The sequence below is a fragment of the Gammaproteobacteria bacterium genome (genome assembly GCA_033344735.1).
Classification (GTDB): domain Bacteria; phylum Pseudomonadota; class Gammaproteobacteria; order UBA4575; family UBA4575; genus UBA1858.
In genome coordinates this window covers 1,049,457-1,072,710 of the sequence record JAWPMW010000001.1, presented here as the reverse complement: position 1 = coordinate 1,072,710, position 23,254 = coordinate 1,049,457, and the positions used below count along the sequence as shown (strand labels likewise).

Below are 23,254 nucleotides of genomic sequence, written 5' to 3'. Positions count from 1 at the left end.
AGTTGCAGTACAATCAACGCCCGAGGTCACGGCCTCAAGTCAAAACACAAAATTCTTAACGGGACATCATCGATGTCCCGTTTTTTACATGCACGTCCAGGAGGAAGAGTTTGGCTACACCGGCCTATTTAGTACTTGAAGACGGAACCATATTCCAAGGAATTTCGATTGGTGCTCACGGCGCTACTGAAGGTGAAGTGGTTTTCAATACTTCGATGACAGGTTATCAAGAAATTCTTACTGATCCATCCTATTGCAAACAAATTGTTACTCTGACTTATCCTCATATAGGCAACGTAGGCGCTAACCAAGAAGATTGGGAATCAAAAAAGTTATATTCTGCAGGTTTAGTCATTCGTGATTTGCCTGTTACAACTTCTAATTGGCGTAGCGAGCAATCTTTACAGGATTATTTGATTAGCCACAATATTGTCGCTATTGCCAATATTGATACACGCAGTTTAACCCGCCGACTTAGAGAGAAGGGTTCTCTCAATGGTGTGATTGCAACAGGCGAAGTAAATATTGATGAACTGCTGAAGCGGGCTCAGTCATTTGCTGGATTGAAAGGTATGGATTTGGCTAAGCAAGTAACTACCAATAAAGCTTATGCTTGGCGAGAGAGTGTTTGGTCGATCAAAGATGGATATGCTGCCAGTGGTAAAGCTATTTATAAAGTGGCCGCACTTGATTATGGAGTAAAGCATAACATTTTGAGAATACTCACAGATTTAGGGTGTGAAGTAGACGTGTTGCCTGCGCAAACTTCATTTGAAGAATTGTCAGCTCTAAATCCTGATGGCGTATTCCTTTCAAATGGTCCGGGTGACCCAGAACCCTGTGATTACGCAATCACTATGATTAAAAAAGTCATAGAGGCGAACATTCCTACTTTTGGAATTTGTTTGGGCCATCAATTATTTGGTTTAGCATGCGGCGCGAGTACAGTTAAGATGAAGTTTGGTCACCATGGAGCGAATCATCCTGTTAAAGATTTAGAGTCAGGCCGAGTAATGATTAGTAGCCAGAATCATGGTTTTGCAGTTGATGAAAACTCACTACCTGACACGTTGATTCCTACACACCGTTCTTTGTTTGATGGCAGCCTTCAAGGTGTGAGGCATCGCGATGTTCCTGCATACAGTTTCCAAGGTCACCCCGAAGCTAGTCCTGGTCCACATGATGTGCGCGAATTATTTCAACCATTTGTAGACGCAATGGACTCAAGGCGCGAAGCATAATTGTTATGGCAAAACGTACAGATATAAAATCGATATTATTGATTGGCGCAGGACCCATTATTATTGGTCAGGCGTGTGAATTTGATTATTCAGGGGTTCAGGCATGTAAAGCGTTGCGTGAAGAAGGTTACAAAGTCATTTTAGTGAATTCTAATCCTGCCACTATCATGACTGATCCAGATACTGCTGATGTGATTTATATAGAGCCAATCACATGGCAAACTGTTGCAAAGATTATTGAAAAAGAAAATCCTGATGCATTGCTGCCTACTATGGGTGGTCAAACAGCATTGAATTGTGCATTGGATCTGGATCGTGAAGGTGTGCTAGAAAAATTCAATGTAGAAATGATTGGTGCTTCTAAAGATGCAATCGATATGGCAGAAGATCGCGAAAAATTTAAAGTGGCGATGGGTGAGATTGGCCTGGAGTCTGCTAAATCTGCTGTAGCGCACAGCATAGAAGAAGCATTGCAAATTCAACCACAAGTAGGTTTCCCAACCATTATTCGTCCTTCTTTTACGTTGGGTGGCAGCGGAGGTGGTATTGCTTACAACATGGAAGAGTTTGAAACCATTGTTGCTCGTGGTTTAGATCTTTCTCCAACGACCGAAGTATTGTTGGAAGAATCTCTTCTGGGTTGGAAAGAATATGAAATGGAAGTGGTGCGTGATCATGCTGATAACTGCATTATCATTTGCTCAATAGAAAATTTTGACCCTATGGGTGTTCACACGGGAGACTCTATAACAGTTGCACCTGCTCAGACCCTGACAGATAAAGAATATCAAATAATGCGAAATGCCTCGGTAGAAGTATTACGCAAAATTGGTGTCGATACCGGAGGATCTAACGTTCAATTCTCGGTTAATCCTAAAGATGGGCGTTTGATTGTTATTGAAATGAATCCGCGCGTATCGCGTTCGTCGGCATTAGCGTCAAAAGCAACTGGTTTTCCTATCGCTAAAGTGGCGGCGAAACTTGCAGTAGGTTACACCTTGGATGAATTGGATAATGAAATTACTGGTGGTGCAACACCTGCTTCATTTGAGCCAACGATAGATTATGTCGTAACTAAAATTCCTCGTTTTGCATTTGAGAAATTCCCGCAAGCACCTGCAATACTTGGTACTCAAATGAAATCTGTGGGCGAAGTTATGGCGATTGGTCGTACTTTTCAGGAGTCGTTCCAAAAAGCATTGCGTGGTTTAGAGACGGGCATGGATGGATTGAATCCTGTCATTGATAAAACCAATGCTGACTGGGAGCATGAATTAGACGAACGTCTTCTGGAAACTGGCCCAAGTCGTGTATGGTTTATTGCTGATGCGATGCGCAATGGCTACAACATAGAAAAACTTTATGAAATGACTGCGGTTGATCATTGGTTCTTAGCGCAAATGAAACAGTTAATTGATTGGGAGCAACATATTCAATCAAAAACATTAAATCAACTCACTGCTGAAGAATTATTTGAAATTAAACAGAAAGGATTTTCTGATCAACGAATTGCGCAGATAATTGATGGTGTCACAGAAGCAGATGTGCGCTCATATCGTTGGAAAAATTCCATTAGACCTGTATTTAAGCGTGTAGATACTTGTGCGGCAGAGTTTTCAACTAGTACTGCTTATATGTATTCTTCGTACGAAATAGAGTGTGAAGCACAAGCAACAGATAAAAAGAAAATCATGGTGCTGGGTGGCGGACCAAATCGAATTGGTCAGGGGATTGAATTTGATTACTGTTGCGTGCATGCAGCATTAGCGATGCGTGAAGATGGTTATGAAACCATTATGGTTAACTGTAATCCAGAAACAGTCTCTACTGATTACGATACTTCTGATCGATTGTATTTTGATCCTTTAACATTAGAAGATGTATTGGAAATTTGCCAAATAGAAAAGCCGGTTGGAGTGATAGTTCAATTTGGGGGACAGACGCCATTAAAACTTGCTCGAGATCTAGAAGCTGCTGGGGTACCGATTATTGGTACTAGCCCTGATTCAATTGATTTGGCAGAAGATCGTGAACGCTTCCAAGAGCTGGTTAATAAATTAAATTTACTGCAACCGCCCAATGCAACTGCACGTAGTGCAGAAGAAGCTGTGCCTTTGGCAAATGAAATTGGTTATCCCTTAGTAGTTCGGCCGTCATATGTATTAGGTGGGCGTGCCATGGAAATAGTACATAATGATGATGACCTAATGCATTACATGACTACAGCTGTTTCTGTTTCCAATGATTCACCAGTATTGCTGGATCGTTTCTTGTCAGATGCAATAGAAATTGATGTTGATGCTATATGTGATGGGAAAGATGTATTCGTCGCGGGCGTAATGGAGCACATTGAGCAAGCTGGCATTCATTCTGGTGATTCTGCCTGCTCTTTGCCGCCGCACACGCTTTCCCAAGAGCTGCAAGACACGCTTAAAGAAATTACACATAAATTAGCCTTTGGGCTTAACGTGATAGGTTTAATGAACATCCAATATGCTGTTAAAGGCCAGGATGTTTACTTGCTGGAAGTTAATCCAAGAGCTTCGCGAACAGTTCCTTTCGTGTCAAAGGCAATTGGTTTGCCGTTAGCTAAAATAGCGGCTCGTTGTATGGCAGGAGTATCTTTGGCGGAACAGAATGTAAAGATCGAGATAGTGCCTGAGCATTATTCAGTAAAAGAAGCAGTATTTCCGTTCATGAAGTTTGTTGGTGTTGACCCTATTCTTGGTCCAGAGATGAAGTCCACAGGAGAAGTTATGGGTGTAGGTAAAACATTTGGTGAAGCATTTGCTAAATCACAGCTTGCCGCAGGAGTGGACTTGCCATTAAGTGGGAAAGTTTTTGTTAGTGTGCGTGATGTGGATAAAGAGCAAACTGCTAAAGTAGCTAAAGAATTAATTAAGCTTGGCTTTGAAATTGTTGCTACGGATGGGACTGCGAACTTTCTAGAATCTGAAAAAATTGCCTGTCAACATGTAAATAAAGTAAGACAAGGTCGGCCGCATGTTGTTGATATGATTATTGATCAAAAAATTGATCTAATTGTAAACACTACTGAAGGTAAGCAAGCGATTGCTGATTCATTCACAATACGACGAAAAGCATTGCAGAAAAAAGTTTGCTATACGACTACAATAACAGGTGCGTGGGCATTGATAGAGGCTATTAAACAAGGCTCTTCTAATGATGTTTATCCTTTACAAGATTTGCATGCTCAATTGGCACATTAACAAATTAGATAAGAGTTTATATGAATAAAGTTCCTTTAACAGCGCGTGGCGCAGAAAGCTTGCGTGATGAATTAAAGCAGCTTAAATCAGTTGATCGTCCTCGAGTGATTGAAGCAATTGCGACGGCACGCGAACATGGTGATTTAAAAGAGAATGCTGAATACCACGCAGCGCGTGAACAGCAAAGTTTTATTGAAGGCCGCATTCAGCACATTGATGGAATTCTTTCCAATGCCGAAATTATTGATGTGACTAAATTAGATACTGGTGGGCGAATAGTTTTTGGTACCACTGTTGACTTGGCGGATGAGGAAACTGGAGATGAAGTCACGTATCAAATTGTTGGTGAAGACGAAGCTGATATAAAAAAGAATTTAATTTCTGTAACGTCTCCGATCGCACGTGCATTAATTGGCAAAAATGTAGGTGATATAGCCACTGTGATTGCACCAGGTGGCGAAAAAGAATACGAAATTTTAGATGTGCATTTTATCTGAAATTGTTAACCGCGTTATTGATACAAATTAGTGGCACGTAGTAAAAGCAGTTCGCGCTGGATCAGTCGACAAAGTAAGGATCACTATGTCGCAAAAGCAAAAGCAGAAGGTTATCGTTCTCGCGCTGTTTATAAACTGCAAGAAATTGATGGCAAATACCAGATATTTCATCCTAACCAATTTATAGTCGATCTTGGTGCAGCACCAGGTGCATGGTGCCAGTATGTAGTGAAAAATATTTCAGGCACATCCGGTAAGGTCATAGGCCTAGACATACTAGAGATGGACCCTATTGAAGGTGTGTGTGTTATACAAGGAGACTTTACTGAGGACGAAACACTAGCTCAATTAGTTAGTTCGCTCAATAATCACCCAGTAGACCTTGTATTGTCAGACATCGCCCCCAATATATCTGGTAACAAGGCCGTCGATCAGCCTAAATCAATGTATTTGGCTGAACTCGCGCTAGACTTTGCTAGACAACACCTTACAAAAGGCGGTGTTTTTGCCGTTAAGTTATTCCAAGGTGAAGGATATGCACCATATATCCAGGAATTAAGGACTAGTTTTAGACGTGTAGCGACTTTTAAGCCGCAAGCATCTAGAAAAGAAAGCAGAGAGATGTATGCGGTCGCTCGCGATTTTGAGTTATAGTAAGATCAGTTTCACAAGGATGCAGTGTGCTCATTGAGGTATTTTGAATGAATGATATGGTGAAAAATTTAATTTTATGGGCAGTCATAGTCGTTGTACTAATGTCTGTCTTTAATAACTTCACGAAAACAAATAAGCCAACTGCTGAGTTGTCTTATTCGCAATTTGTTGAAGAGGTTCGCTCTGGTCAAATCAGGGAAGTGACCATAGAAGCAGATAACCGAACAATTCATGGTTATAGGTCAGATGGCAAGAAATTCACAGCATATAATCCAAATGACACGAAGTTAGTCGATGAGTTATTGCAAAATAATGTCGTCATTCAAACTAACCCTGGGCAGTCGCGATCAATACTAGTTGATATATTTATTAGTTGGTTCCCCATGCTGTTGTTGATTGGAGTATGGATATTCCTTATGCGCCAAATGCAAGGTGGTGGTGGTTCGCGCGGTGCAATGTCATTTGGTAAAAGTAAAGCGCGCTTAATGGGTGAAGATCAAATTAAAGTCACATTTGCAGATGTAGCAGGTGTTGAAGAAGCAAAAGAAGAAGTCGGTGAGCTAGTTGAATTCTTGCGTGACCCAAGTAAGTTCCAAAAGCTAGGCGGAAAAATTCCACGCGGTGTACTCATGGTGGGCTCGCCGGGTACTGGTAAAACATTATTAGCTAAAGCCATTGCTGGTGAAGCCAAAGTGCCATTCTTTACAATCTCTGGTTCAGACTTTGTCGAAATGTTTGTAGGTGTTGGCGCCTCGCGAGTTCGCGATATGTTTTCACAAGCTAAAAAGCATGCACCATGCATTATCTTTATTGATGAGATTGACGCAGTGGGCCGCCATCGTGGTGCTGGTCTAGGTGGTGGTCATGATGAGCGTGAGCAAACACTTAACCAGTTATTGGTTGAAATGGATGGTTTCGAAGGTAGTGAAGGTGTGATTGTCATTGCAGCGACTAACCGCCCAGACGTGCTAGACCCTGCCTTATTAAGACCTGGTCGATTCGATCGCCAAGTGACTGTGCCATTGCCAGACTTACGTGGAAGAGAACAAATTCTAAAAGTACATATGCGTAAAGTACCACTAGGTAAAGATGTACGCGCCGATTTAATTGCTCGTGGAACACCAGGATTTTCTGGCGCCGATTTAGCTAACCTTGTTAATGAGGCTGCTTTATTTGCTGCGCGCGCAAACAAACGTAGTGTAGAAATGAATGAGTTCGAACGCGCAAAAGATAAGATCATTATGGGTGCTGAGCGCAAATCCATGGTGATGAGTGATGATGAAAAGAAACTGACTGCTTATCATGAAGCGGGTCATGCCATTGTTGGTCGGTTGATGCCAGAACATGACCCTGTGTATAAAGTAACGATTATTCCTCGTGGGCGTGCTCTAGGTGTCACTATGTTCTTACCTGAAGAAGATCGATACAGTCACAGCAAGCAACGATTAGAATGCCAAATTTCTACACTCTTTGGTGGGCGTCTTGCAGAAGAAATTATCTTTGGTGCTGAAGCAGTAACTACAGGCGCCTCTAATGATATTGAGCGTGCGACTGACATTGCGCGAGGCATGGTAACGAAATGGGGATTGTCCGAAAAAATGGGCCCCCTTGCTTATAGTGAAGAAGAGGGTGAAGTTTTCCTAGGCCACTCTGTTGCACAGCGTAAAACAGTGTCTGATGAGACTGCCCATACTATTGATGGTGAAGTGAGGAAGATTATCGACTTTAACTATGATCGTGCCAAAACCATTCTAATGGATAATTTAGAAAAACTTCATGTGATGGCAAAAGCGTTAATAAAATATGAAACCATCGATTCAGATCAGATCGATGACATCATGGAAGGTAAAACACCTAGAGTTCCTAAAGATTGGGAAGATGATGAGCCCGATGAAGGCGGCAGTGCTGCACCAGCAGATGTCGATGAGCCAGGTCCAATCGGAGGTCCGGCTAGCCTACACTAGGCAAGTACTTAAGTTAGGTAATAAACGGCTCGCAAATGCGAGCCGTTTTTATTTGTGCTATCTAGATCACTGACGAGCTGTGTAGAAAACAGTACCTTAGCTGGGTAAAGTGAACCAATTATTAGAAGAAACCTGGAATCGGGCATGAAAAGAAAATTTTTTGGTACAGATGGAATTCGTGGTCGCGTAGGTGATGGCGTTATGACGCCGGAATTTGTATTGAAACTGGGTTGGGCTGCCGGCAAAGTTTTATGCGAAGAAGGTAATAACTTGATTCTTATAGGAAAAGATACGCGTATCTCAGGCTATATGCTGGAATCGGTGTTAGAAGCCGGGTTATCGGCAGCAGGTGTAAATAGTCGTTTGCTTGGGCCAATGCCAACGCCAGCGATTGCTTATTTAACCAGAACATTGAGAGCCTCTGCAGGTATTGTCATTAGTGCTTCTCATAACCCATATTATGATAATGGCGTGAAATTTTTCTCTTCAGAGGGAACAAAGCTGCCGGATGATATCGAGCAGCGCATTGAAGAAGAAATGGAAAAGCCGCTAACGACTGTCAGTTCTGATCAGTTAGGTAAAGTAGAGCGAATCCGTGATGCATCAGGCCGTTACATTGAATTTTGTAAAAGCACTATTAATGCAAAGGTACGATTAAACGATCTTAAATTGGTAATTGATTGTGCTCACGGCGCTACCTATCACGTCGCTCCAAACGTATTTCGTGAATTAGGTGCAGAAGTTGTCACTATAGGTGCTGAGCCAAATGGTTTAAACATCAACCATATGTGCGGTGCAACAGACCCAAAGAAATTGCGCATGGCAGTGATTGAGCACCATGCGGATCTAGGCATTGCTATTGATGGTGACGGTGATCGTCTTATTATGGTAGATGAAAATGGCGAAGTCGTTGATGGAGATGAACTGCTTTATGTTATTGGCGCTGCTAGAAAACGTAAGAATTATATGAAAGGTGGCGTAGTAGGCACATTGATGTCCAACTTAGGACTTGAACACGCATTGCAACGGCAAAATATCGAATTTTTGCGAGCGGCAGTTGGAGACAGATATGTCCTTGAAATGCTTCAGCAACAGGCCTGGGAGTTAGGTGGAGAATCTTCTGGCCATATAATCTGTCTGGATAGGACTTCAACCGGAGATGCCATTGTGGCCGCTTTACAGGTGCTTGAAGTGTTGGTTGATGAAGGCATTAACTTACGTGAAGCTAAGCACGGCATGAGTAAATATCCGCAAACTTTGGTGAATGTGCCAATTAGGCAGAAAATCGATATTTCTAAATCCAAAGGTATTCGTGAAGCGGTAAGTGATGCGGAATCACAATTGGCTGATACGGGTAGAGTATTATTAAGGCCATCTGGGACAGAGCCACTTATCCGTGTCATGGTTGAAGGAGTAGATGCACCACAAGTGCGTACTCTGGCTGAGCAGATTGCTTCGGCAGTTTCAGATGAGTGTGCTGCCTAGAGGTTATAATGTTCAAGGCTAAAATAGCCGCCTCATATACTCCTCCTTGATTGAATTTCTTATGCGCGCTAGGTAAGCTTGCGCGCTCCATCCTAATCTAGTTAATAATTTTATGCGTCGATCCATTGTAGCGGCAAATTGGAAGTTAAACGGCAGCCTTGAAATGGCTCAATCGTTGGTTAAAGCTATTGATACCCATTGTGACGGTCTAGAGGGTGTCGATGCGGTAATTTGTCCGCCATTCCCTTATTTGAGTAATGTTGCTACACACATTTCTGCAAATAATGTGTATTTAGGTGCACAGTCGGTTGCTGAGCATCAAAACGGTGCCTATACAGGAGAAGTATCCGCTGAGATGGTGGCTGAAATGAGTTGTCGATATGCCATTGTTGGTCATTCCGAAAGACGTGAATATTACGGCGAAACCGATGCTATTGTGGCGGCTAAGTATTTGCGCATTCAAGCGGCTGGAATTGTGCCTATATTATGTGTGGGTGAAAGTTTACAACAGCGCGAACAAGGAATAATGCAAGACACCATTGTGAGACAAGTGAATGCAGTGGTGAATGAAGCAGGTATAGCTAATATGGAAAACGCAGTATTGGCGTATGAGCCAATTTGGGCGATTGGGACAGGTAAAACTGCCTCGCCTGAACAAGCTCAAGAAGTACATGCAATTATCAGATCAGAAATAGCTAAGCAGTCTGACGATATTGCACAAGGTTTAAGAATACTTTATGGCGGTAGCGTGAAAGCAAATAATGCGGCTGAATTATTTTCTCAGCCGGATATTGATGGAGGCCTCATTGGTGGCGCTTCTTTGGACGCAGGGCAATTTAATGCGATTGTATCTGCGGGTTCTTCTAAATAGATTTAACACACATACGGTAGTGACGAATGTTATATAGTATTTTAGTATCAGTAGATGTACTTATTGCGGCTGGGTTAATTGGATTAGTTTTATTGCAACGAGGTGCAGGTGCGGCCGCAGGCGCAGCATTTGGCGGCGGTGGCGGCGGTGGCGGCGGCGGTGCTTCTGGAACAGTATTTGGTGCAAAAGGTTCTTCATCATTTATGTCGCGTGCAACTGCAATACTTGCTGCTGCGTTCTTCGTGAATAGTATTGTGCTTGCCTATCTTGCGAGTAATCGCGATGTAACAGAGAGTGTCATGGAGTCCGTTACACAAGAACAGCAGATTGATATTCCTCAAACACCTTCAGATCTGCCAAATGTAATTGACTTGCCTGAAGATGCTACCGGGGAAGAGATGCTCGATATCATCAAAGAAGAAATAGAGAAGAAAGCAGATCAGGCTTCGGATATCCCTGAAGCTGCTGGAGAAGCGTTGGATGATACGATCGATAAAGCTGAACAAGCAATACCGTCTGATATTCCTCAGTAATTCTTTAAGCTGTTTCCTGCAGCGTAAAAAAACTAGCCGATGTGGTGGAATTGGTAGACACGCAGTCTTGAGGGGGCTGTGGCGAAAGCTGTGCCGGTTCGACTCCGGCCATCGGCACCATACTTGCTTTTGAGTCGAAAGCAGACGTATGAAACTAGGAATGAAGCTTTGTCAAAAATTATTCTTCAAGGGTATATCCTAGTCTCTGACGGTGATCTTCCAGAAATCCAAAAAGAGCTTCCTCTGCATATTGAACAGTCAATGAAAGAAGAAGGTTGCTTAGTATTTAATGTTGTTCAGGATGATGCAAACAAAAACATTTATCATGTCTATGAAGAATTTATAGATAGTGAATCATTTGAAAGACACCAAAAACGAGTTGGTAGTTCGCGCTGGGGTGCAGCAACAGTAGATGTTGAACGACATTATCAAATAACTGAACATAACCAGTGACGGCTTTTGCGCCTAAAGGTGCAACTACCATTTATCGGCGTATCAAGCCATCCATCCTGCCATGTTTTAATTCTTCGATGTGATCACAGTGTTGCTTGAATTGTTTCTTTAAGTTTATTAACTGCAGGTGATCCCAAAAGGAAATGGCAATATGCAAGTAAACCCGAAAATTGAATACAATGAAGAAGATGCTGGATTAACTCTGGATAAACCAGCGCCCGAGTCAGTTGAAAAGCCTGAAAGTTGTGACGCTAATGATGAAGCAGATTTGGTCGCAGCAGAAAGTCAACAAAAAGAAGTCAGTGTGAGTGGTTCACAAGTAATTTCATCGCCTAGAGCGCTCAGGCAACTCCGTGCAGATGATAGATTAATTGTGGCTGGATGCATGGCAGCCGGCCTTTTTTCAGTTGTCGCTGTCTATATATTGATAGTCTTTTTATAGCCTATATTCTGAAATAATAAACTTTCAATATTTAATAATAAAATATTGCTCACATCATTACTATTGCGCTGAAAGCGGAAATATCTAGGTCCGTGGCGCGGTGTACCCCTCAAATATCACGGTGATTCTTCCATCAATGCTCCAGTAGCTTTGTTTGCAGCGGGATGTATATCTAGATTTTCCCTCTAGAACGTAATAATTGGCTAGAAATTTACATTTTGGATATATTTTACTCAGTTCTAGCCTATTTATCGTCCCATACAATTCATCAATTTGTGTTCCCTTCATCGGGGGCTTAATATCTGTAGGCGATCCATAAGAGTGCACAGATTGCGGCATAATCGACACTTATAAAAATTATTACAGATATGCTTCAGAACTACGTTCCAATCCTTATATTTCTGGCCATAGCCCTGGTTATAGGTGTGGTGCCAATTATTGCCGGTATGTTGCTTAGCAAGCGAGTGCCCGAAGCAGCTAAAGACTCGCCCTATGAATGTGGGTTTGAAGCCTTCGAGGATTCACGCAGTCGATTTGATGTTCGTTATTATCTCGTTGCAATTCTATTTATTATTTTTGATCTTGAAATTGCATTTTTATTTCCATGGGCAGTAGCACTTCGCGATATTGGAATGCCTGGTTTATTGGCAATGGCATTCTTTCTTACCATACTTATCATTGGATTCATCTATGAATGGAAAAAAGGTGCGCTAAATTGGGATTAATCAGGGAATGCTTGGAGAGAAATGGATACTGAGCAAATAATGCAGCAAGGCTTTGCTGTTGGAAAACTGGATGAGCTGGTTAATTGGGCGCGAACAGGTTCAATGTGGCCAATGACATTCGGACTTGCCTGCTGCGCAGTAGAAATGATGCATGCAGGTGCTTCTCGTTATGATTTAGATCGTTTCGGTGTGGTGTTTCGGCCGAGCCCCAGACAATCTGACGTGATGATTGTGGCAGGTACATTGGTTAATAAGATGGCGCCTGCATTGCGTAAAGTGTATGACCAAATGCCAGAACCAAAATGGGTGATATCTATGGGCTCATGTGCCAATGGTGGTGGTTATTACCATTATTCCTATTCTGTTGTTCGTGGTTGTGATCGAATTGTCCCGGTTGATATTTATGTTCCTGGTTGTCCGCCTACCGCTGAAGCATTGATGTATGGCGTATTGCAATTGCAAAACAAAATACGTCGCAGCAATTCTATTTCACGCTAATCAAAATCGTATGAGCCAGACAGATACTTTTGAATCGGCCTTGCGTGTACTTGCTGATAAAGAACAGTGCCAGCTTGAGTTGGATCGTAATGAATTCACTTTGATTATTAAAAATGATCAGGCAAGTTCATTGCTTACGCAATTACGTGATGGGTCAAGTTTTAAGTTTGATCAATTAATGGATGTCGCAGGCATTGATTATTTGGAATATGGCAAAACTGAATGGAAAACAAAGCAAGCGACAGGCTCAGGATTTAGCCGTGGAGTTTCTGAGAATACTTTTGGCCGGTTTAAGTTTGACGATAATCCTATTGATGATGATATGCAGACACCTCGTTTCGCTGTGGTGTATCACTTATTGTCAGTTGTTAAAAATCAACGTTTACGCGTGAAAATATTTTGCCAAGACAATGAAATGCCGATGGTCAATTCTGTATGTTCAATATGGAATTGTGCTAATTGGTATGAGCGTGAAGCATTTGATTTATACGGCATTGTTTTTAATGGTCATCCAGATATGCGAAGGCTGTTAACTGACTATGGTTTTGTTGGACATCCGCTGCGAAAAGATTTTCCTTTAGTAGGTCATGTAGAAGTGCGTTATGAGCCATCCAAGCAGCGAGTAATATACGAACCTGTTTCTATCGAACCTCGAGTACTCGTGCCTAAGGTAATTCGCGAAGATAATCGTTATTCAGATAGCGAAGAACCTAACGCAGAAGAGTCGTAGTCATGGCTGAGATACGTAATTACACTATGAACTTTGGCCCGCAGCATCCTGCTGCTCATGGCGTGTTGCGTTTAATTTTAGAATTAGACGGGGAAGTAATTGAGCGAGCTGATCCTCATGTGGGTTTACTGCATCGAGGTACTGAAAAATTAGCAGAAAGTAAGCCATACAATCAAAGTATTGGTTACATGGATAGACTCGATTATGTGTCGATGATGTGTAACGAACATGGTTACGTGTTAGCAATTGAGAAGTTGCTTGGGATTGAGGCGCCGGAACGTGCGCAATATATACGTGTCATGTTTGATGAGATAACTAGAATTTTGAATCATTTGTTATGGCTTGGTGCGCATGCGCTTGATGTCGGTGCAATGTCAATGTTCTTGTATGCATTTAGAGAGCGCGAAGATTTAATGGATTGTTATGAGGCTGTATCTGGCGCACGTATGCATGCAACTTATTATCGTCCGGGTGGTGTGTATCGTGATTTGCCTGGCACGATGCCTCAGTATGAAACTTCTAAATGGCGTAACGATAAAGAAGTAAATAAGTTAAACGAGGAAAGGTCAGGTTCTTTACTCGACTTTATCGATTCTTTTACGCAGCGATTCCCTTCATGCGTTGATGAATACGAAACTTTATTAACAGATAACCGAATATGGAAACAGCGTACAGTTAATATAGGAATTGTGTCACCGGAGCGAGCGCTTCAACTTGGATTTACCGGGCCAATGTTGAGAGGTTCTGGAGTAGAGTGGGATTTAAGACGTAAGCAACCCTATGAAGTTTATGACAAGATGAATTTCTTTATTCCAGTGGGTGTTAATGGAGATTGTTACGACCGATATTTAGTGCGTATAGAGGAAATGCGTCAGTCCAATATAATAATTAAACAGTGTGCAGAGTGGTTAAGAAATAATAAAGGTCCTGTGATGCTCGATGACCATAAGGTCACGCCGCCGCCTCGAGCTGACATGAAAGATGATATGGAAGCGCTAATACACCATTTCAAATTATTTACTGAAGGTTATTGTTTGCCTCCAGGTGAAGTGTATACCGCAATTGAACATCCAAAGGGCGAATTTGGTGTGTATTTGGTATCTGATGGAGCAAATAAGCCTTATCGTCTAAAAATTAGGGCGCCAGGGTTTGCGCATCTTGCATCTTTAGATGAAATGGTTAAAGGTCATATGATTGCCGACGTGGTTGCAGTGATTGGCACTCAAGACATAGTGTTCGGTGAAATTGATCGATAACGCTATGACTAAAACAACACAAAGAAATTTATCGGTAGAAGTGCAGCATCAAGTTGAAGATTGGTTGCGCAGATTTCCTGATGACCAAAAACAATCGGCAGTATTGGGTGGCTTACATGCCATTCAGCACGAGTATAGTTATTTGCCTGTTGAGCAAATGGATGCTTTGGCAGATAAATTGCAGATGCCTGCAATTGCTGTGTATGAAGTTGCATCTTTCTATTCCATGTTTGAGCTTGAGCCTGTAGGCAAACATACAATTGCAGTCTGCACAAACTTATCTTGTATGTTGCGTGGAGGTGAAGAGATGCTGGGCTATATTGAAAATAAGTTGAGCATTAAATGCGGCCAAAGTACTCCTGATGGAAAATATTTTTTGAAGCAAGAAGAGGAGTGTTTGGCAGGTTGTTGTGGTGCGCCCATGATGCAAGTCAATCATGTCTACTACGAAAATTTAACCGAAGCCAAAGTCGATGAGATTTTGGATGCATTGGATTAGGGAATGGACGACGTCGTATATCAAACTCGTAATTTAACTGAGCCATGGTCGCTTGAAACATATAAGAAAGTGGGTGGGTATAAAGCGCTAGAAAAAATATTACACGAAAAAATTTCACCAGAAGATGTGGTGGAGTTAGTGAAATCTTCCGGCTTGCGCGGTCGTGGAGGTGCAGGCTTCCCTACTGGTTTGAAGTGGAGTTTTATGCCTAGAAATACGGAGAAGCCAACTTATTTGGTATGTAATTCAGATGAGTCAGAGCCGGGCACGTGTAAAGACCGTGACATACTTCGTTTTAATCCTCATTCATTAGTTGAGGGAATGATAATTGCGGGTTATGCCATTGGTGCTAACGCAGGTTACAACTATATGCGTGGCGAATTTATAGATGAACCTTATAAACGTTTTAAGCAAGCGCTCAGTGAAGCGTATGAACAAGGATATATAGGAAAAAACATATTAGGTTCTGGTTTTGATTTCGAGTTATACGATGTATTAGGTGCTGGTGCTTATATTTGCGGTGAAGAAACTGCATTGCTTGAATCGTTAGAAGGTAAAAAAGGTCTGCCTAGATTTAAGCCGCCATTTCCAGCAGCGTTCGGTTTGTATGGTTGTCCAACTACTATAAATAACACTGAAAGTTTAGCTTCTGTGCCTTCTATTATTAATAAAGGCTCAGAATGGTTTGCAAATTTGGGCATTCCTAATAACGGTGGCGTGAAATGTTTTTCTGTGTCTGGTCATGTAGCTAAGCCAGGTAATTATGAAATACCACTAGGCACTCCATTTAGTGAAGTACTAGATATGGCAGGTGGCGTATGGAATGGTGGAAAGCTTAAAGCAGTCATTCCAGGAGGTTCGTCGGTACCAGTAATACCTGGTGAGATCATGATGCAAACAAATATGGATTACGACTCTATCGGAGCGGCAGGTTCTTTCTTGGGTTCTGGTGCAGTAGTAGTGATGGATGACGCAACAGACATGGTGAAAGTACTGCGGCGTATTTCACGTTTTTATTTTTCTGAATCGTGTGGACAGTGCACACCGTGCAGAGAAGGTACCGGCTGGCTTTATAGAATGCTAACAAGAATCGTCAGAGGTGAAGGCAAGTTGTCAGATATCGATACACTTGATGATGTCGCCGGGAAAATAAAAGGAAGAACTATTTGTGCATTGGGTGATGCGGCTGCAATGCCTGTGCAAAGTTTTATACAGCATTACCGTGAAGAATTTGTTCACTATGTAAAGCATGGTCACAGTATGGTCACAAAACAAGAAAATGCGGCGTAGACTATGACGGATCAAAACCAAAAAGATTTGGTCACAGTCACAATCGATGGTGTGGATGTACAGGCACCACGTAATGCAATGCTCATCGAAGTTGCAGACCAAGCAGGAGTAAGTATTCCAAGATTTTGTTACCACAAACATTTATCCGTTGCTGCTAACTGTCGCATGTGTATGGTCGAAGTTGAAAAAGCACCAAAACCGTTACCTGCCTGTGCAACACCTGTGAGTGATGGGATGAAAGTTTTTACTCGTTCAGAGTTAGCATTAGATGCACAAAAAGGCACGATGGAATTCTTATTAATTAATCATCCTTTAGATTGCCCGGTGTGTGATCAAGGTGGCGAGTGCGAACTGCAAGATGTTGCGATGGGCTATGGTAGTGATGTGAGTCGCTTCAATGAAAGAAAGCGAGTTGTGCGAGATAAAAATATTGGGCCACTGGTTTCAACAGACATGACACGCTGTATTCATTGTACGCGCTGCGTGAGGTTTGGTAATGAAATTGCAGGTGTCAGTGAGCTTGGCGCGACAGGTCGTGGTGAGTTTATGGAAATTGGTACCTATGTTGAGAAGTCTCTATCGTCTGAGTTGTCTGGAAATGTGATTGATCTATGTCCCGTCGGTGCGCTGAATGCAAAACCATCGCGTATGAAAGCGCGTGCGTGGGAGATGGTCGAGCAAAGTAATATTAGTGCGCACGATTCATTCGGCTCCAACTTGATAATGCATACACTACGTAATGAAGTAATTCGTGTTGTTCCTCAAGAGAATCCTGACGTTAATGAAACCTGGATTTCGGATAGAGATCGTTTTAGCTATGAAGGTATGTATAGCGATAATAGATTAAAGCATGTGATGTATAAAGACGCCGAAGAGTGGAAACAATTGCATTGGTCAGATGCATTGAGTTCGATTGCGGCAATTTTGAAAAAATATGATGCTGATGATGTTGGATTTTTGATTAGTCCAAATCAAAGTAATGAAGAATTATATTTAACTCAAAAGATTGCTCGTGCATTAGGTGTTAACAATATTGATCATCGAGTAAATCAAATTGATTTTCAGCACCAAGATTCAGATCCGGCATTTCCTTGGCTCGGACAAAATATCGCAAACTTGGAAAAACAAGATGCGATTTTAATTATTGGCTCTGATTTGCGTAATGAGCAGCCAATGCTTGCACATAAAGTACGTAAGGCAAGTGCACGTGGCGCTAAGGTCTTTGTAGTAAATCCGCATCATTGTGAATTCCACATGAGCTTATCTGGCAATATTATTGTGAAGCCACAAGAATGGTTGGCGAGATTAATAGGCCTGTTGGCCGGATTAAATAACAGTGCTAAGCATAAAGCTCCTAGTGAATGGCAATCATTATTGTCAAGCGCTAAATTCGATGATGATATGGCTGGCATCGCAAAAGCATTATTAGATAAAGAAAATAGTACTGTGTTGATAGGCAGCTTAATGCAGCATCATTATGAATACTCAAATTTAAGGGCTGTTTCATTTTGTTTGGCGCAATTAACTGAATCAACATTTGGTTACATATCGACAGCATCAAATGCTAGTGGTGCATCATTATTGGGAGTATTGCCGCATAGGGCCATTATGTCTCAAGCGATTGACGAACCTGGTATGACTTACCAGCAAATGATTCAGTCACCGAGAAAAGTTTTAGTGTTAATAGGTCTTGAGCCGGAGTGGGACTGTGTATTACCTGTAGAAACTTTAAGAGCGCTTGAGCAAGCAGAACAAGTAATTGCAATTAACTCATTTACAACTGAAGCCATGCAGCAATACTGTGATTGGATGTTGCCAATTAAATGCTATGCCGAAGCGGAAGGCACTAAGATTAATATGGAGGGAAGATGGCAATCTTATTCAAAGGTTGTTGAGGCAGATGAAGATGTGAAAGATGGCTGGAAAATTCTTCGCATGTTAGGTTCGGAATTAGAGCTTGAAGAGTTTGATTACCTCAGTATTGAAGATGTTCGTAAGGAAATTTCTCAGCAGTTAGATAGTTCTTTTGAATTTAGCAACGTATTGCCTTCTTTTCCTGATGTGGATATCAAGCATTGGGAGTCCGATGTAATATTTAGTACGGGTGCTACACCAATTTATTCTATAGATGCAATTGTCAGAAATGCCAGTTCTTTAAAGCAAGCGCAAAATCTTGACGAGTCAGTCATGATGGTAAATGTCATTGATGTAGAGAAGCATGGCTTGATTGAGGGTAAGTGGGTCAAGGTCTCGCAAGGAGATTATAGTGGTATTTTTAAATGTGTCATTAATAATGATATTTTACCCGGCACTGTTCATATACCAAGAGGTTTGCCTAGGAGTGAAAAACTTAGTGGTTTCTTTGTAGCAGTAGAACTTAAAAATTTATCGGTGGCTTAACGATGATGTCTTATTGGTATGCCATTCCAGAACTGTACAGAGATTTATTTATTACCTCGGTATTGGTTGTTATATTTTTGTTGGCATTAATGGGTGCTGTGGCTTATGTAACTTTTGCTGAACGTAAAATTATAGGATACATACAAGTTCGTATTGGGCCTAATCGTGTTGGTCCAAGAGGATGGTTGCAACCAATTGCTGATGCGTTGAAGTTGCTGACTAAGGAGATGATTCTTCCAAGAAAATCTAGTCAATTTTTATTTCGAGTAGCACCAGTATTATCTATCGTGCCCGCCTTAGGTGCGTGGGCAGTAATACCTTTGACTGAAGGTGTTCAATTCTCAAATATCAATGCAGGATTGCTATATGTACTTGCGTTGACATCAATGGGTGTTTACGGAGTGATTGTTGCTGGTTGGGCATCGAACTCAAAGTATGCCTTATTAGGCGCATTGCGTTCTGCAGCACAAATAGTCTCTTATGAAATAGCGATGGGTTTTGCATTGGTTGGCGTATTAATGGCCAGTGGTAGTTTGAATCTAACGGATATCGTTAATGAGCAAAGCGGCGGTGTTACACACTGGTATTGGTTACCATTGTTACCGCTATTTTTAGTGTATTTAATTTCGGGAGTTGCTGAAACTAATCGCGCACCATTTGATGTGGCAGAAGGCGAGTCAGAAATTGTTGCAGGATTTCATGTGGAATATTCTGGAATGGGGTTTGCGGTTTTCTTTCTTGCTGAGTATGCCAACATAATTTTAATTTCTGCATTGACTGCGTTGCTTTTCTTGGGGGGCTGGTTGAGTCCATTTGAAAATGTGAATGGACTGGTAAATGCACCTGTTATTGGTGCGGTGTTCGATTCTGGCCCGCACTGGTTCTTCATGAAAACATCGTTCTTTATATTCTGCTTCTTGTGGTTTCGCGCTACATTCCCACGTTATCGATACGACCAGATTATGCGCTTGGGTTGGAAAGTGTTAATTCCGGTGACATTAGTTTGGATTTTCGTTGAAGGTGTAGCAATTGCTTATGGGGTTGGGCCATGGTTCGATTAACTGCATATAAGCAATTGCGAGTAATTAGGAAGTTATATCAATGATACATTTTCTTAAAAGTTTTTCCTTGTGGGAATTGTTCAAAGGTTTGTCTGTGACAGGCAGAAAACTCGGTGCAAAGAAAATAACTATTCAATATCCAGAAGAGAAAACACCTCAATCTCCTCGTTTTCGTGGGTTGCATGCATTGCGACGCTATCCCAGTGGTGAAGAACGATGTATCGGATGTAAATTATGTGAAGCAGTATGTCCTGCGCTAGCGATTACCATTGATACAGATGAGCGCGACGATGGCACAAGAAGAACCACACGTTACGACATTGATTTATTTAAATGCATTTACTGCGGGTTTTGTGAGGAAGCTTGTCCAGTAGATGCCATTGTAGAGACAAGAAACTTTGAATACCACTTTGAAAACCGCGGCGAACAAATTATGAAGAAACAAGATTTGCTGGCAATTGGAGAAAAATATGAAGAACAAATTGCCCAAGACCGTGAAACCGATGCCGTGTATCGCTAATTGTTTGATTATTTTTTATGTCATTTGAATTAATCATATTTTATTTTTTCTCTGCCATTATGGTTGTGGCTGCGTTGCGGATGATTACAGCAAAAAATACTGTGCACTCTATATTGAGCTTGGTGTTAGTGTTTTTCACTTCTTCGGCAATATGGTTATTACTTGAAGCAGAGTTCTTAGCGATTACGTTAGTACTGGTTTATGTTGGTGCGGTAATGGTGTTGTTCTTATTTGTTGTGATGATGTTAAATATCAATACAGCAAAGATACGAGAAGGCTTTGTGAAATTTATGCCGGTCGCGATTGTAGTTGCATTAGTTATGATTGCTGAACTTGTACTTATAGTTATTTCTAAAGAATTTAGGATTGAGCGCGCATCTCACAGTGCTCAAGAGCTGGGAAATACTCACGAGCTGGGTAAGATTTTATATACAGATTATTTGCTACCATTTGAGACGGCTGCTGTAATTCTGTTAGTTGCAATTATTGCGGCGATTGTGCTGACGCTGCGCCAACGCCCTCTAACGCAAAGTCAAAATCCTTCAGAGCAGGTCAAGGTAAAAGCTAAAGATCGTGTGCGAATAGTTTCTTTGCCAAGTGAGAATAAGAAAGAGTATTAAGTGCTGACGATATGATTACAATTACTCATTTCCTTGTTCTTGGTGCTATTCTCTTTTCTCTTGCGGTAGCAGGCATTTTTATGAACCGCAAAAATTTAATCGTATTGCTAATGTCCATAGAGCTAATGTTGTTAGCTGTGAACATAAATTTTGTTGCATTCTCGTATTATCTAAATGATTTAGCTGGTCAAGTGTTCGTATTTTTTATACTTACAGTGGCTGCAGCTGAAGCTGCTATCGGTTTAGCCATACTCGTTGTGGTATTTCGTAATCGTGGAACCATTAACGTGCAAGATCTTGACGAGATGAAGGGCTAACGCATGTCTGTCTTGCATTTATGTTTAATCACTGTGCTTGCCCCTTTGGCAGGATCAGCCCTCGTAGGCCTGCTAGGCAGATGGTTAACTCGTTCTCATGCTCACCTGATCACCATTGGCGGTGTGACAATTTCGTTAATTGCATCTAGCATAATTTTTTATGAATTGTTTCAAACAAATTTTGAGCCGCAAAATTTCTCTGTCTATGAGTGGGCTAGTATTGGTAGTTTTTCAATGGGGATTGGATTTTTAATCGATTCCTTGACTGTTACTATGATGTTAGTAGTCACTTCTGTGTCGCTAATGGTGCATGTCTACACTATTGGATACATGCATGAAGATCCAGGTTATAAGCGTTTCTTTAGTTACATCTCATTATTTACATTTTCAATGTTGATGTTGGTGATGTCTAACAACTTCTTACAGTTATTCTTTGGTTGGGAAGCGGTAGGTTTAGTGTCGTATTTGCTTATTGGTTTTTGGTATACACGACCTTCCGCGATATTGGCAAATATTAAGGCATTCTTAATTAATCGTGTTGGTGACTTCGGATTTCTCTTGGGAATTGCTGCAATTGCTGTTTCCACATCTAGCTTGGATTATTCACAAGTATTTTCAGTAGCACCAACTTTGGTAGATTCGCAATTGCAAATCACAAGCGCAATTCAAGTGCCATTGGTAACATTTATCTGTATTGCATTATTTGTTGGCGCGATGGGTAAGTCGGCGCAAGTGCCATTGCATGTGTGGTTGCCAGATTCTATGGAAGGCCCAACACCAATCTCAGCATTAATACATGCAGCTACCATGGTAACCGCAGGCATATTTATGGTAGCTCGCATGTCCCCATTGTTTGAGTTGAGTGATACCGCGTTACTATTCATTATGTTTATTGGTGCAATCACAGCGTTCTTTATGGGCTTAGTAGCAACTGTTCAGGACGACATTAAAAAAGTTATTGCATATTCTACCTTGTCACAACTGGGTTATATGACCGTGGCGCTTGGCGTCTCTGCTTATTCCTTAGCAATTTTTCATCTTTATACGCATGCATTTTTTAAAGCATTATTATTCTTGGCGGCAGGCTCTGTCATTATTGCTATGCATCATGAGCAAAATATTCGCAAAATGGGTGGTTTATGGAAACGGATGCCAATTACCTATGTAACGTCGTTAATTGGCACATTGGCGCTAATTGGTTTCCCAGGTTTTTCAGGATTCTTTTCCAAGGAGTCGATTGTTGAGGCGGTGCATTTATCAGATCTACCAGGCGCAGATTATGTCTATTGGATGGTTTTGTCTGGTGTATTTATAACTGCATTTTATTCCTTAAGATTGTTTATTCTAGTGTTCCATGGCAAACCTCGTATGAGTGATGAAGCCTATACGCATGTGCATGAAACACCTAGAGTTGTTACTGTGCCGCTAATTATCTTAGCTATTTGTAGTGTATTTGCTGGCTACACTATTCAACCAATGATTTACGGAGACTTTTTTGCTGACTCCATTTATGTAAATGAAACACATGGTGTTATGCGTGCAATGGCGGAGCACTTTCATGGTGTTCTAGCAATGGTCCAGCATGGCTTTGTCACCTATGCATTTTATTTGTTGATGGGCGGAATCGTATTTGCGTGCTTATGTTATTGGTTGTTCCCAAATATTCCAAAACTACTATCGCCAATATTTGCAATTCCAAATTTCATTCTTACCAGAAAATATGGATTCGACTGGTTGTTTGTAAAAGGCTTTGCAGGAATCGGTGTGGGAGTAGGGAAAGTTGCATCTGCATTGGGTGATCGAATATTGATTGATGGTTTAATGGTAAATGGAACGGCAAGTATGGTACGGGGCGTTTCAACGCAATTGCGTAAATTCCAGAGCGGCTATTTATACCAATATGCTTTTGCAATGATTATTGGGTCGTTAGGCTTGTTAACTTATTTATATTTCCAGAATTAGAGTGGA

22 protein-coding genes and 1 tRNA gene are annotated in these 23,254 nt (G+C 41.5%); all 23 read left to right on the top strand.

Annotated features, from left to right (window positions below; translation table 11 throughout):
• Positions 1-110: 110 nt before the first annotated feature.
• Positions 111-1,241: a glutamine-hydrolyzing carbamoyl-phosphate synthase small subunit gene (carA, locus tag R8G33_05485; GenBank protein MDW3095109.1), complete on the top strand. Its 1,131-nt coding sequence runs from the start codon at positions 111-113 to the stop codon at positions 1,239-1,241.
• A 5-nt stretch (positions 1,242-1,246) separates the two neighbouring features.
• Entirely contained in the window at positions 1,247-4,471 is a 3,225-nt protein-coding gene (gene carB, locus R8G33_05480; GenBank protein MDW3095108.1) for a carbamoyl-phosphate synthase large subunit, read from the top strand.
• Positions 4,472-4,491: 20 nt separating this feature from the next.
• A complete protein-coding gene (gene greA / locus R8G33_05475) occupies positions 4,492-4,968 on the top strand; it encodes a transcription elongation factor GreA (protein ID MDW3095107.1) in 477 nt (158 codons plus the stop codon).
• Between the two features lie 30 nt (positions 4,969-4,998).
• Complete coding sequence (locus tag R8G33_05470; GenBank protein MDW3095106.1) at positions 4,999-5,622, top strand: RlmE family RNA methyltransferase; 624 nt, start codon at positions 4,999-5,001, stop codon at positions 5,620-5,622.
• Between the two features lie 47 nt (positions 5,623-5,669).
• The gene (gene ftsH / locus R8G33_05465) at positions 5,670-7,586 is read left to right on the top strand and encodes an ATP-dependent zinc metalloprotease FtsH (protein MDW3095105.1); all 1,917 of its coding nucleotides are present in this window, start codon (positions 5,670-5,672) and stop codon (positions 7,584-7,586) included.
• Positions 7,587-7,730: 144 nt separating this feature from the next.
• On the top strand, positions 7,731-9,071 hold the full coding sequence (gene glmM / locus R8G33_05460; protein MDW3095104.1) for a phosphoglucosamine mutase: 1,341 nt from the start codon (positions 7,731-7,733) through the stop codon (positions 9,069-9,071).
• Between the two features lie 112 nt (positions 9,072-9,183).
• Positions 9,184-9,942, top strand: coding sequence for a triose-phosphate isomerase (tpiA, locus tag R8G33_05455; protein ID MDW3095103.1), 759 nt, complete (start codon positions 9,184-9,186; stop codon positions 9,940-9,942).
• Positions 9,943-9,968: 26 nt separating this feature from the next.
• Positions 9,969-10,475 (top strand): preprotein translocase subunit SecG, encoded by a 507-nt coding sequence (secG, locus tag R8G33_05450; GenBank protein MDW3095102.1) that lies wholly within the window; start codon positions 9,969-9,971, stop codon positions 10,473-10,475.
• 35 nt (positions 10,476-10,510) lie between these two features.
• Positions 10,511-10,595: transfer RNA gene (locus R8G33_05445), tRNA-Leu, on the top strand.
• The gene (locus tag R8G33_05440; protein ID MDW3095101.1) at positions 10,554-10,928 is read left to right on the top strand and encodes an antibiotic biosynthesis monooxygenase; all 375 of its coding nucleotides are present in this window, start codon (positions 10,554-10,556) and stop codon (positions 10,926-10,928) included. The genes R8G33_05445 and R8G33_05440 overlap by 42 nt, the downstream gene beginning before the upstream one ends.
• A gap of 151 nt (positions 10,929-11,079) precedes the next feature.
• Positions 11,080-11,370 (top strand): hypothetical protein, encoded by a 291-nt coding sequence (locus R8G33_05435; GenBank protein MDW3095100.1) that lies wholly within the window; start codon positions 11,080-11,082, stop codon positions 11,368-11,370.
• A gap of 368 nt (positions 11,371-11,738) precedes the next feature.
• Positions 11,739-12,095: an NADH-quinone oxidoreductase subunit A gene (locus R8G33_05430; protein MDW3095099.1), complete on the top strand. Its 357-nt coding sequence runs from the start codon at positions 11,739-11,741 to the stop codon at positions 12,093-12,095.
• 21 nt (positions 12,096-12,116) lie between these two features.
• Complete coding sequence (locus R8G33_05425; protein MDW3095098.1) at positions 12,117-12,593, top strand: NADH-quinone oxidoreductase subunit B family protein; 477 nt, start codon at positions 12,117-12,119, stop codon at positions 12,591-12,593.
• A gap of 10 nt (positions 12,594-12,603) precedes the next feature.
• The gene (locus R8G33_05420; GenBank protein ID MDW3095097.1) at positions 12,604-13,323 is read left to right on the top strand and encodes an NADH-quinone oxidoreductase subunit C; all 720 of its coding nucleotides are present in this window, start codon (positions 12,604-12,606) and stop codon (positions 13,321-13,323) included.
• Positions 13,324-13,325: 2 nt separating this feature from the next.
• Complete coding sequence (locus R8G33_05415; GenBank protein ID MDW3095096.1) at positions 13,326-14,579, top strand: NADH-quinone oxidoreductase subunit D; 1,254 nt, start codon at positions 13,326-13,328, stop codon at positions 14,577-14,579.
• A 4-nt stretch (positions 14,580-14,583) separates the two neighbouring features.
• Positions 14,584-15,078 (top strand): NADH-quinone oxidoreductase subunit NuoE, encoded by a 495-nt coding sequence (gene nuoE, locus R8G33_05410; protein ID MDW3095095.1) that lies wholly within the window; start codon positions 14,584-14,586, stop codon positions 15,076-15,078.
• 3 nt (positions 15,079-15,081) lie between these two features.
• Complete coding sequence (gene nuoF / locus R8G33_05405; protein ID MDW3095094.1) at positions 15,082-16,368, top strand: NADH-quinone oxidoreductase subunit NuoF; 1,287 nt, start codon at positions 15,082-15,084, stop codon at positions 16,366-16,368.
• Between the two features lie 3 nt (positions 16,369-16,371).
• On the top strand, positions 16,372-18,768 hold the full coding sequence (gene nuoG, locus R8G33_05400) for an NADH-quinone oxidoreductase subunit NuoG (protein MDW3095093.1): 2,397 nt from the start codon (positions 16,372-16,374) through the stop codon (positions 18,766-18,768).
• 2 nt (positions 18,769-18,770) lie between these two features.
• On the top strand, positions 18,771-19,829 hold the full coding sequence (nuoH, locus tag R8G33_05395; protein MDW3095092.1) for an NADH-quinone oxidoreductase subunit NuoH: 1,059 nt from the start codon (positions 18,771-18,773) through the stop codon (positions 19,827-19,829).
• Positions 19,830-19,869: 40 nt separating this feature from the next.
• Entirely contained in the window at positions 19,870-20,349 is a 480-nt protein-coding gene (gene nuoI / locus R8G33_05390; GenBank protein MDW3095091.1) for an NADH-quinone oxidoreductase subunit NuoI, read from the top strand.
• Positions 20,350-20,366: 17 nt separating this feature from the next.
• Positions 20,367-20,969 (top strand): NADH-quinone oxidoreductase subunit J, encoded by a 603-nt coding sequence (locus R8G33_05385; GenBank protein MDW3095090.1) that lies wholly within the window; start codon positions 20,367-20,369, stop codon positions 20,967-20,969.
• A gap of 11 nt (positions 20,970-20,980) precedes the next feature.
• Positions 20,981-21,286 (top strand): NADH-quinone oxidoreductase subunit NuoK, encoded by a 306-nt coding sequence (gene nuoK / locus R8G33_05380; GenBank protein MDW3095089.1) that lies wholly within the window; start codon positions 20,981-20,983, stop codon positions 21,284-21,286.
• A 3-nt stretch (positions 21,287-21,289) separates the two neighbouring features.
• Positions 21,290-23,248 carry an NADH-quinone oxidoreductase subunit L gene (nuoL, locus tag R8G33_05375; protein MDW3095088.1) on the top strand — a complete coding sequence of 653 codons (1,959 nt, stop codon included), beginning with the start codon at positions 21,290-21,292 and terminating at the stop codon, positions 23,246-23,248.
• Positions 23,249-23,254 lie beyond the last annotated feature (6 nt).

Bases quoted from the DNA above. Each gene is read 5' to 3' on its own strand.
- R8G33_05420 (MDW3095097.1), top strand. From the start codon at position 12,604: ATGAGCCAGACAGATACTTTTGAATCGGCCTTGCGTGTACTTGCTGAT.
- glmM (MDW3095104.1), top strand. From the start codon at position 7,731: ATGAAAAGAAAATTTTTTGGTACAGATGGAATTCGTGGTCGCGTAGGT.
- secG (MDW3095102.1), top strand. From the start codon at position 9,969: ATGTTATATAGTATTTTAGTATCAGTAGATGTACTTATTGCGGCTGGG.
- nuoF (MDW3095094.1), top strand. From the start codon at position 15,082: ATGGACGACGTCGTATATCAAACTCGTAATTTAACTGAGCCATGGTCG.
- R8G33_05385 (MDW3095090.1), top strand. From the start codon at position 20,367: ATGTCATTTGAATTAATCATATTTTATTTTTTCTCTGCCATTATGGTT.
- nuoL (MDW3095088.1), top strand. From the start codon at position 21,290: ATGTCTGTCTTGCATTTATGTTTAATCACTGTGCTTGCCCCTTTGGCA.
- nuoI (MDW3095091.1), top strand. From the start codon at position 19,870: ATGATACATTTTCTTAAAAGTTTTTCCTTGTGGGAATTGTTCAAAGGT.
- ftsH (MDW3095105.1), top strand. From the start codon at position 5,670: ATGAATGATATGGTGAAAAATTTAATTTTATGGGCAGTCATAGTCGTT.
- R8G33_05415 (MDW3095096.1), top strand. From the start codon at position 13,326: ATGGCTGAGATACGTAATTACACTATGAACTTTGGCCCGCAGCATCCT.
- greA (MDW3095107.1), top strand. From the start codon at position 4,492: ATGAATAAAGTTCCTTTAACAGCGCGTGGCGCAGAAAGCTTGCGTGAT.
- R8G33_05430 (MDW3095099.1), top strand. From the start codon at position 11,739: ATGCTTCAGAACTACGTTCCAATCCTTATATTTCTGGCCATAGCCCTG.
- R8G33_05425 (MDW3095098.1), top strand. From the start codon at position 12,117: ATGGATACTGAGCAAATAATGCAGCAAGGCTTTGCTGTTGGAAAACTG.
- nuoK (MDW3095089.1), top strand. From the start codon at position 20,981: ATGATTACAATTACTCATTTCCTTGTTCTTGGTGCTATTCTCTTTTCT.
- R8G33_05435 (MDW3095100.1), top strand. From the start codon at position 11,080: ATGCAAGTAAACCCGAAAATTGAATACAATGAAGAAGATGCTGGATTA.
- nuoH (MDW3095092.1), top strand. From the start codon at position 18,771: ATGATGTCTTATTGGTATGCCATTCCAGAACTGTACAGAGATTTATTT.
- nuoE (MDW3095095.1), top strand. From the start codon at position 14,584: ATGACTAAAACAACACAAAGAAATTTATCGGTAGAAGTGCAGCATCAA.
- nuoG (MDW3095093.1), top strand. From the start codon at position 16,372: ATGACGGATCAAAACCAAAAAGATTTGGTCACAGTCACAATCGATGGT.
- carB (MDW3095108.1), top strand. From the start codon at position 1,247: ATGGCAAAACGTACAGATATAAAATCGATATTATTGATTGGCGCAGGA.
- tpiA (MDW3095103.1), top strand. From the start codon at position 9,184: ATGCGTCGATCCATTGTAGCGGCAAATTGGAAGTTAAACGGCAGCCTT.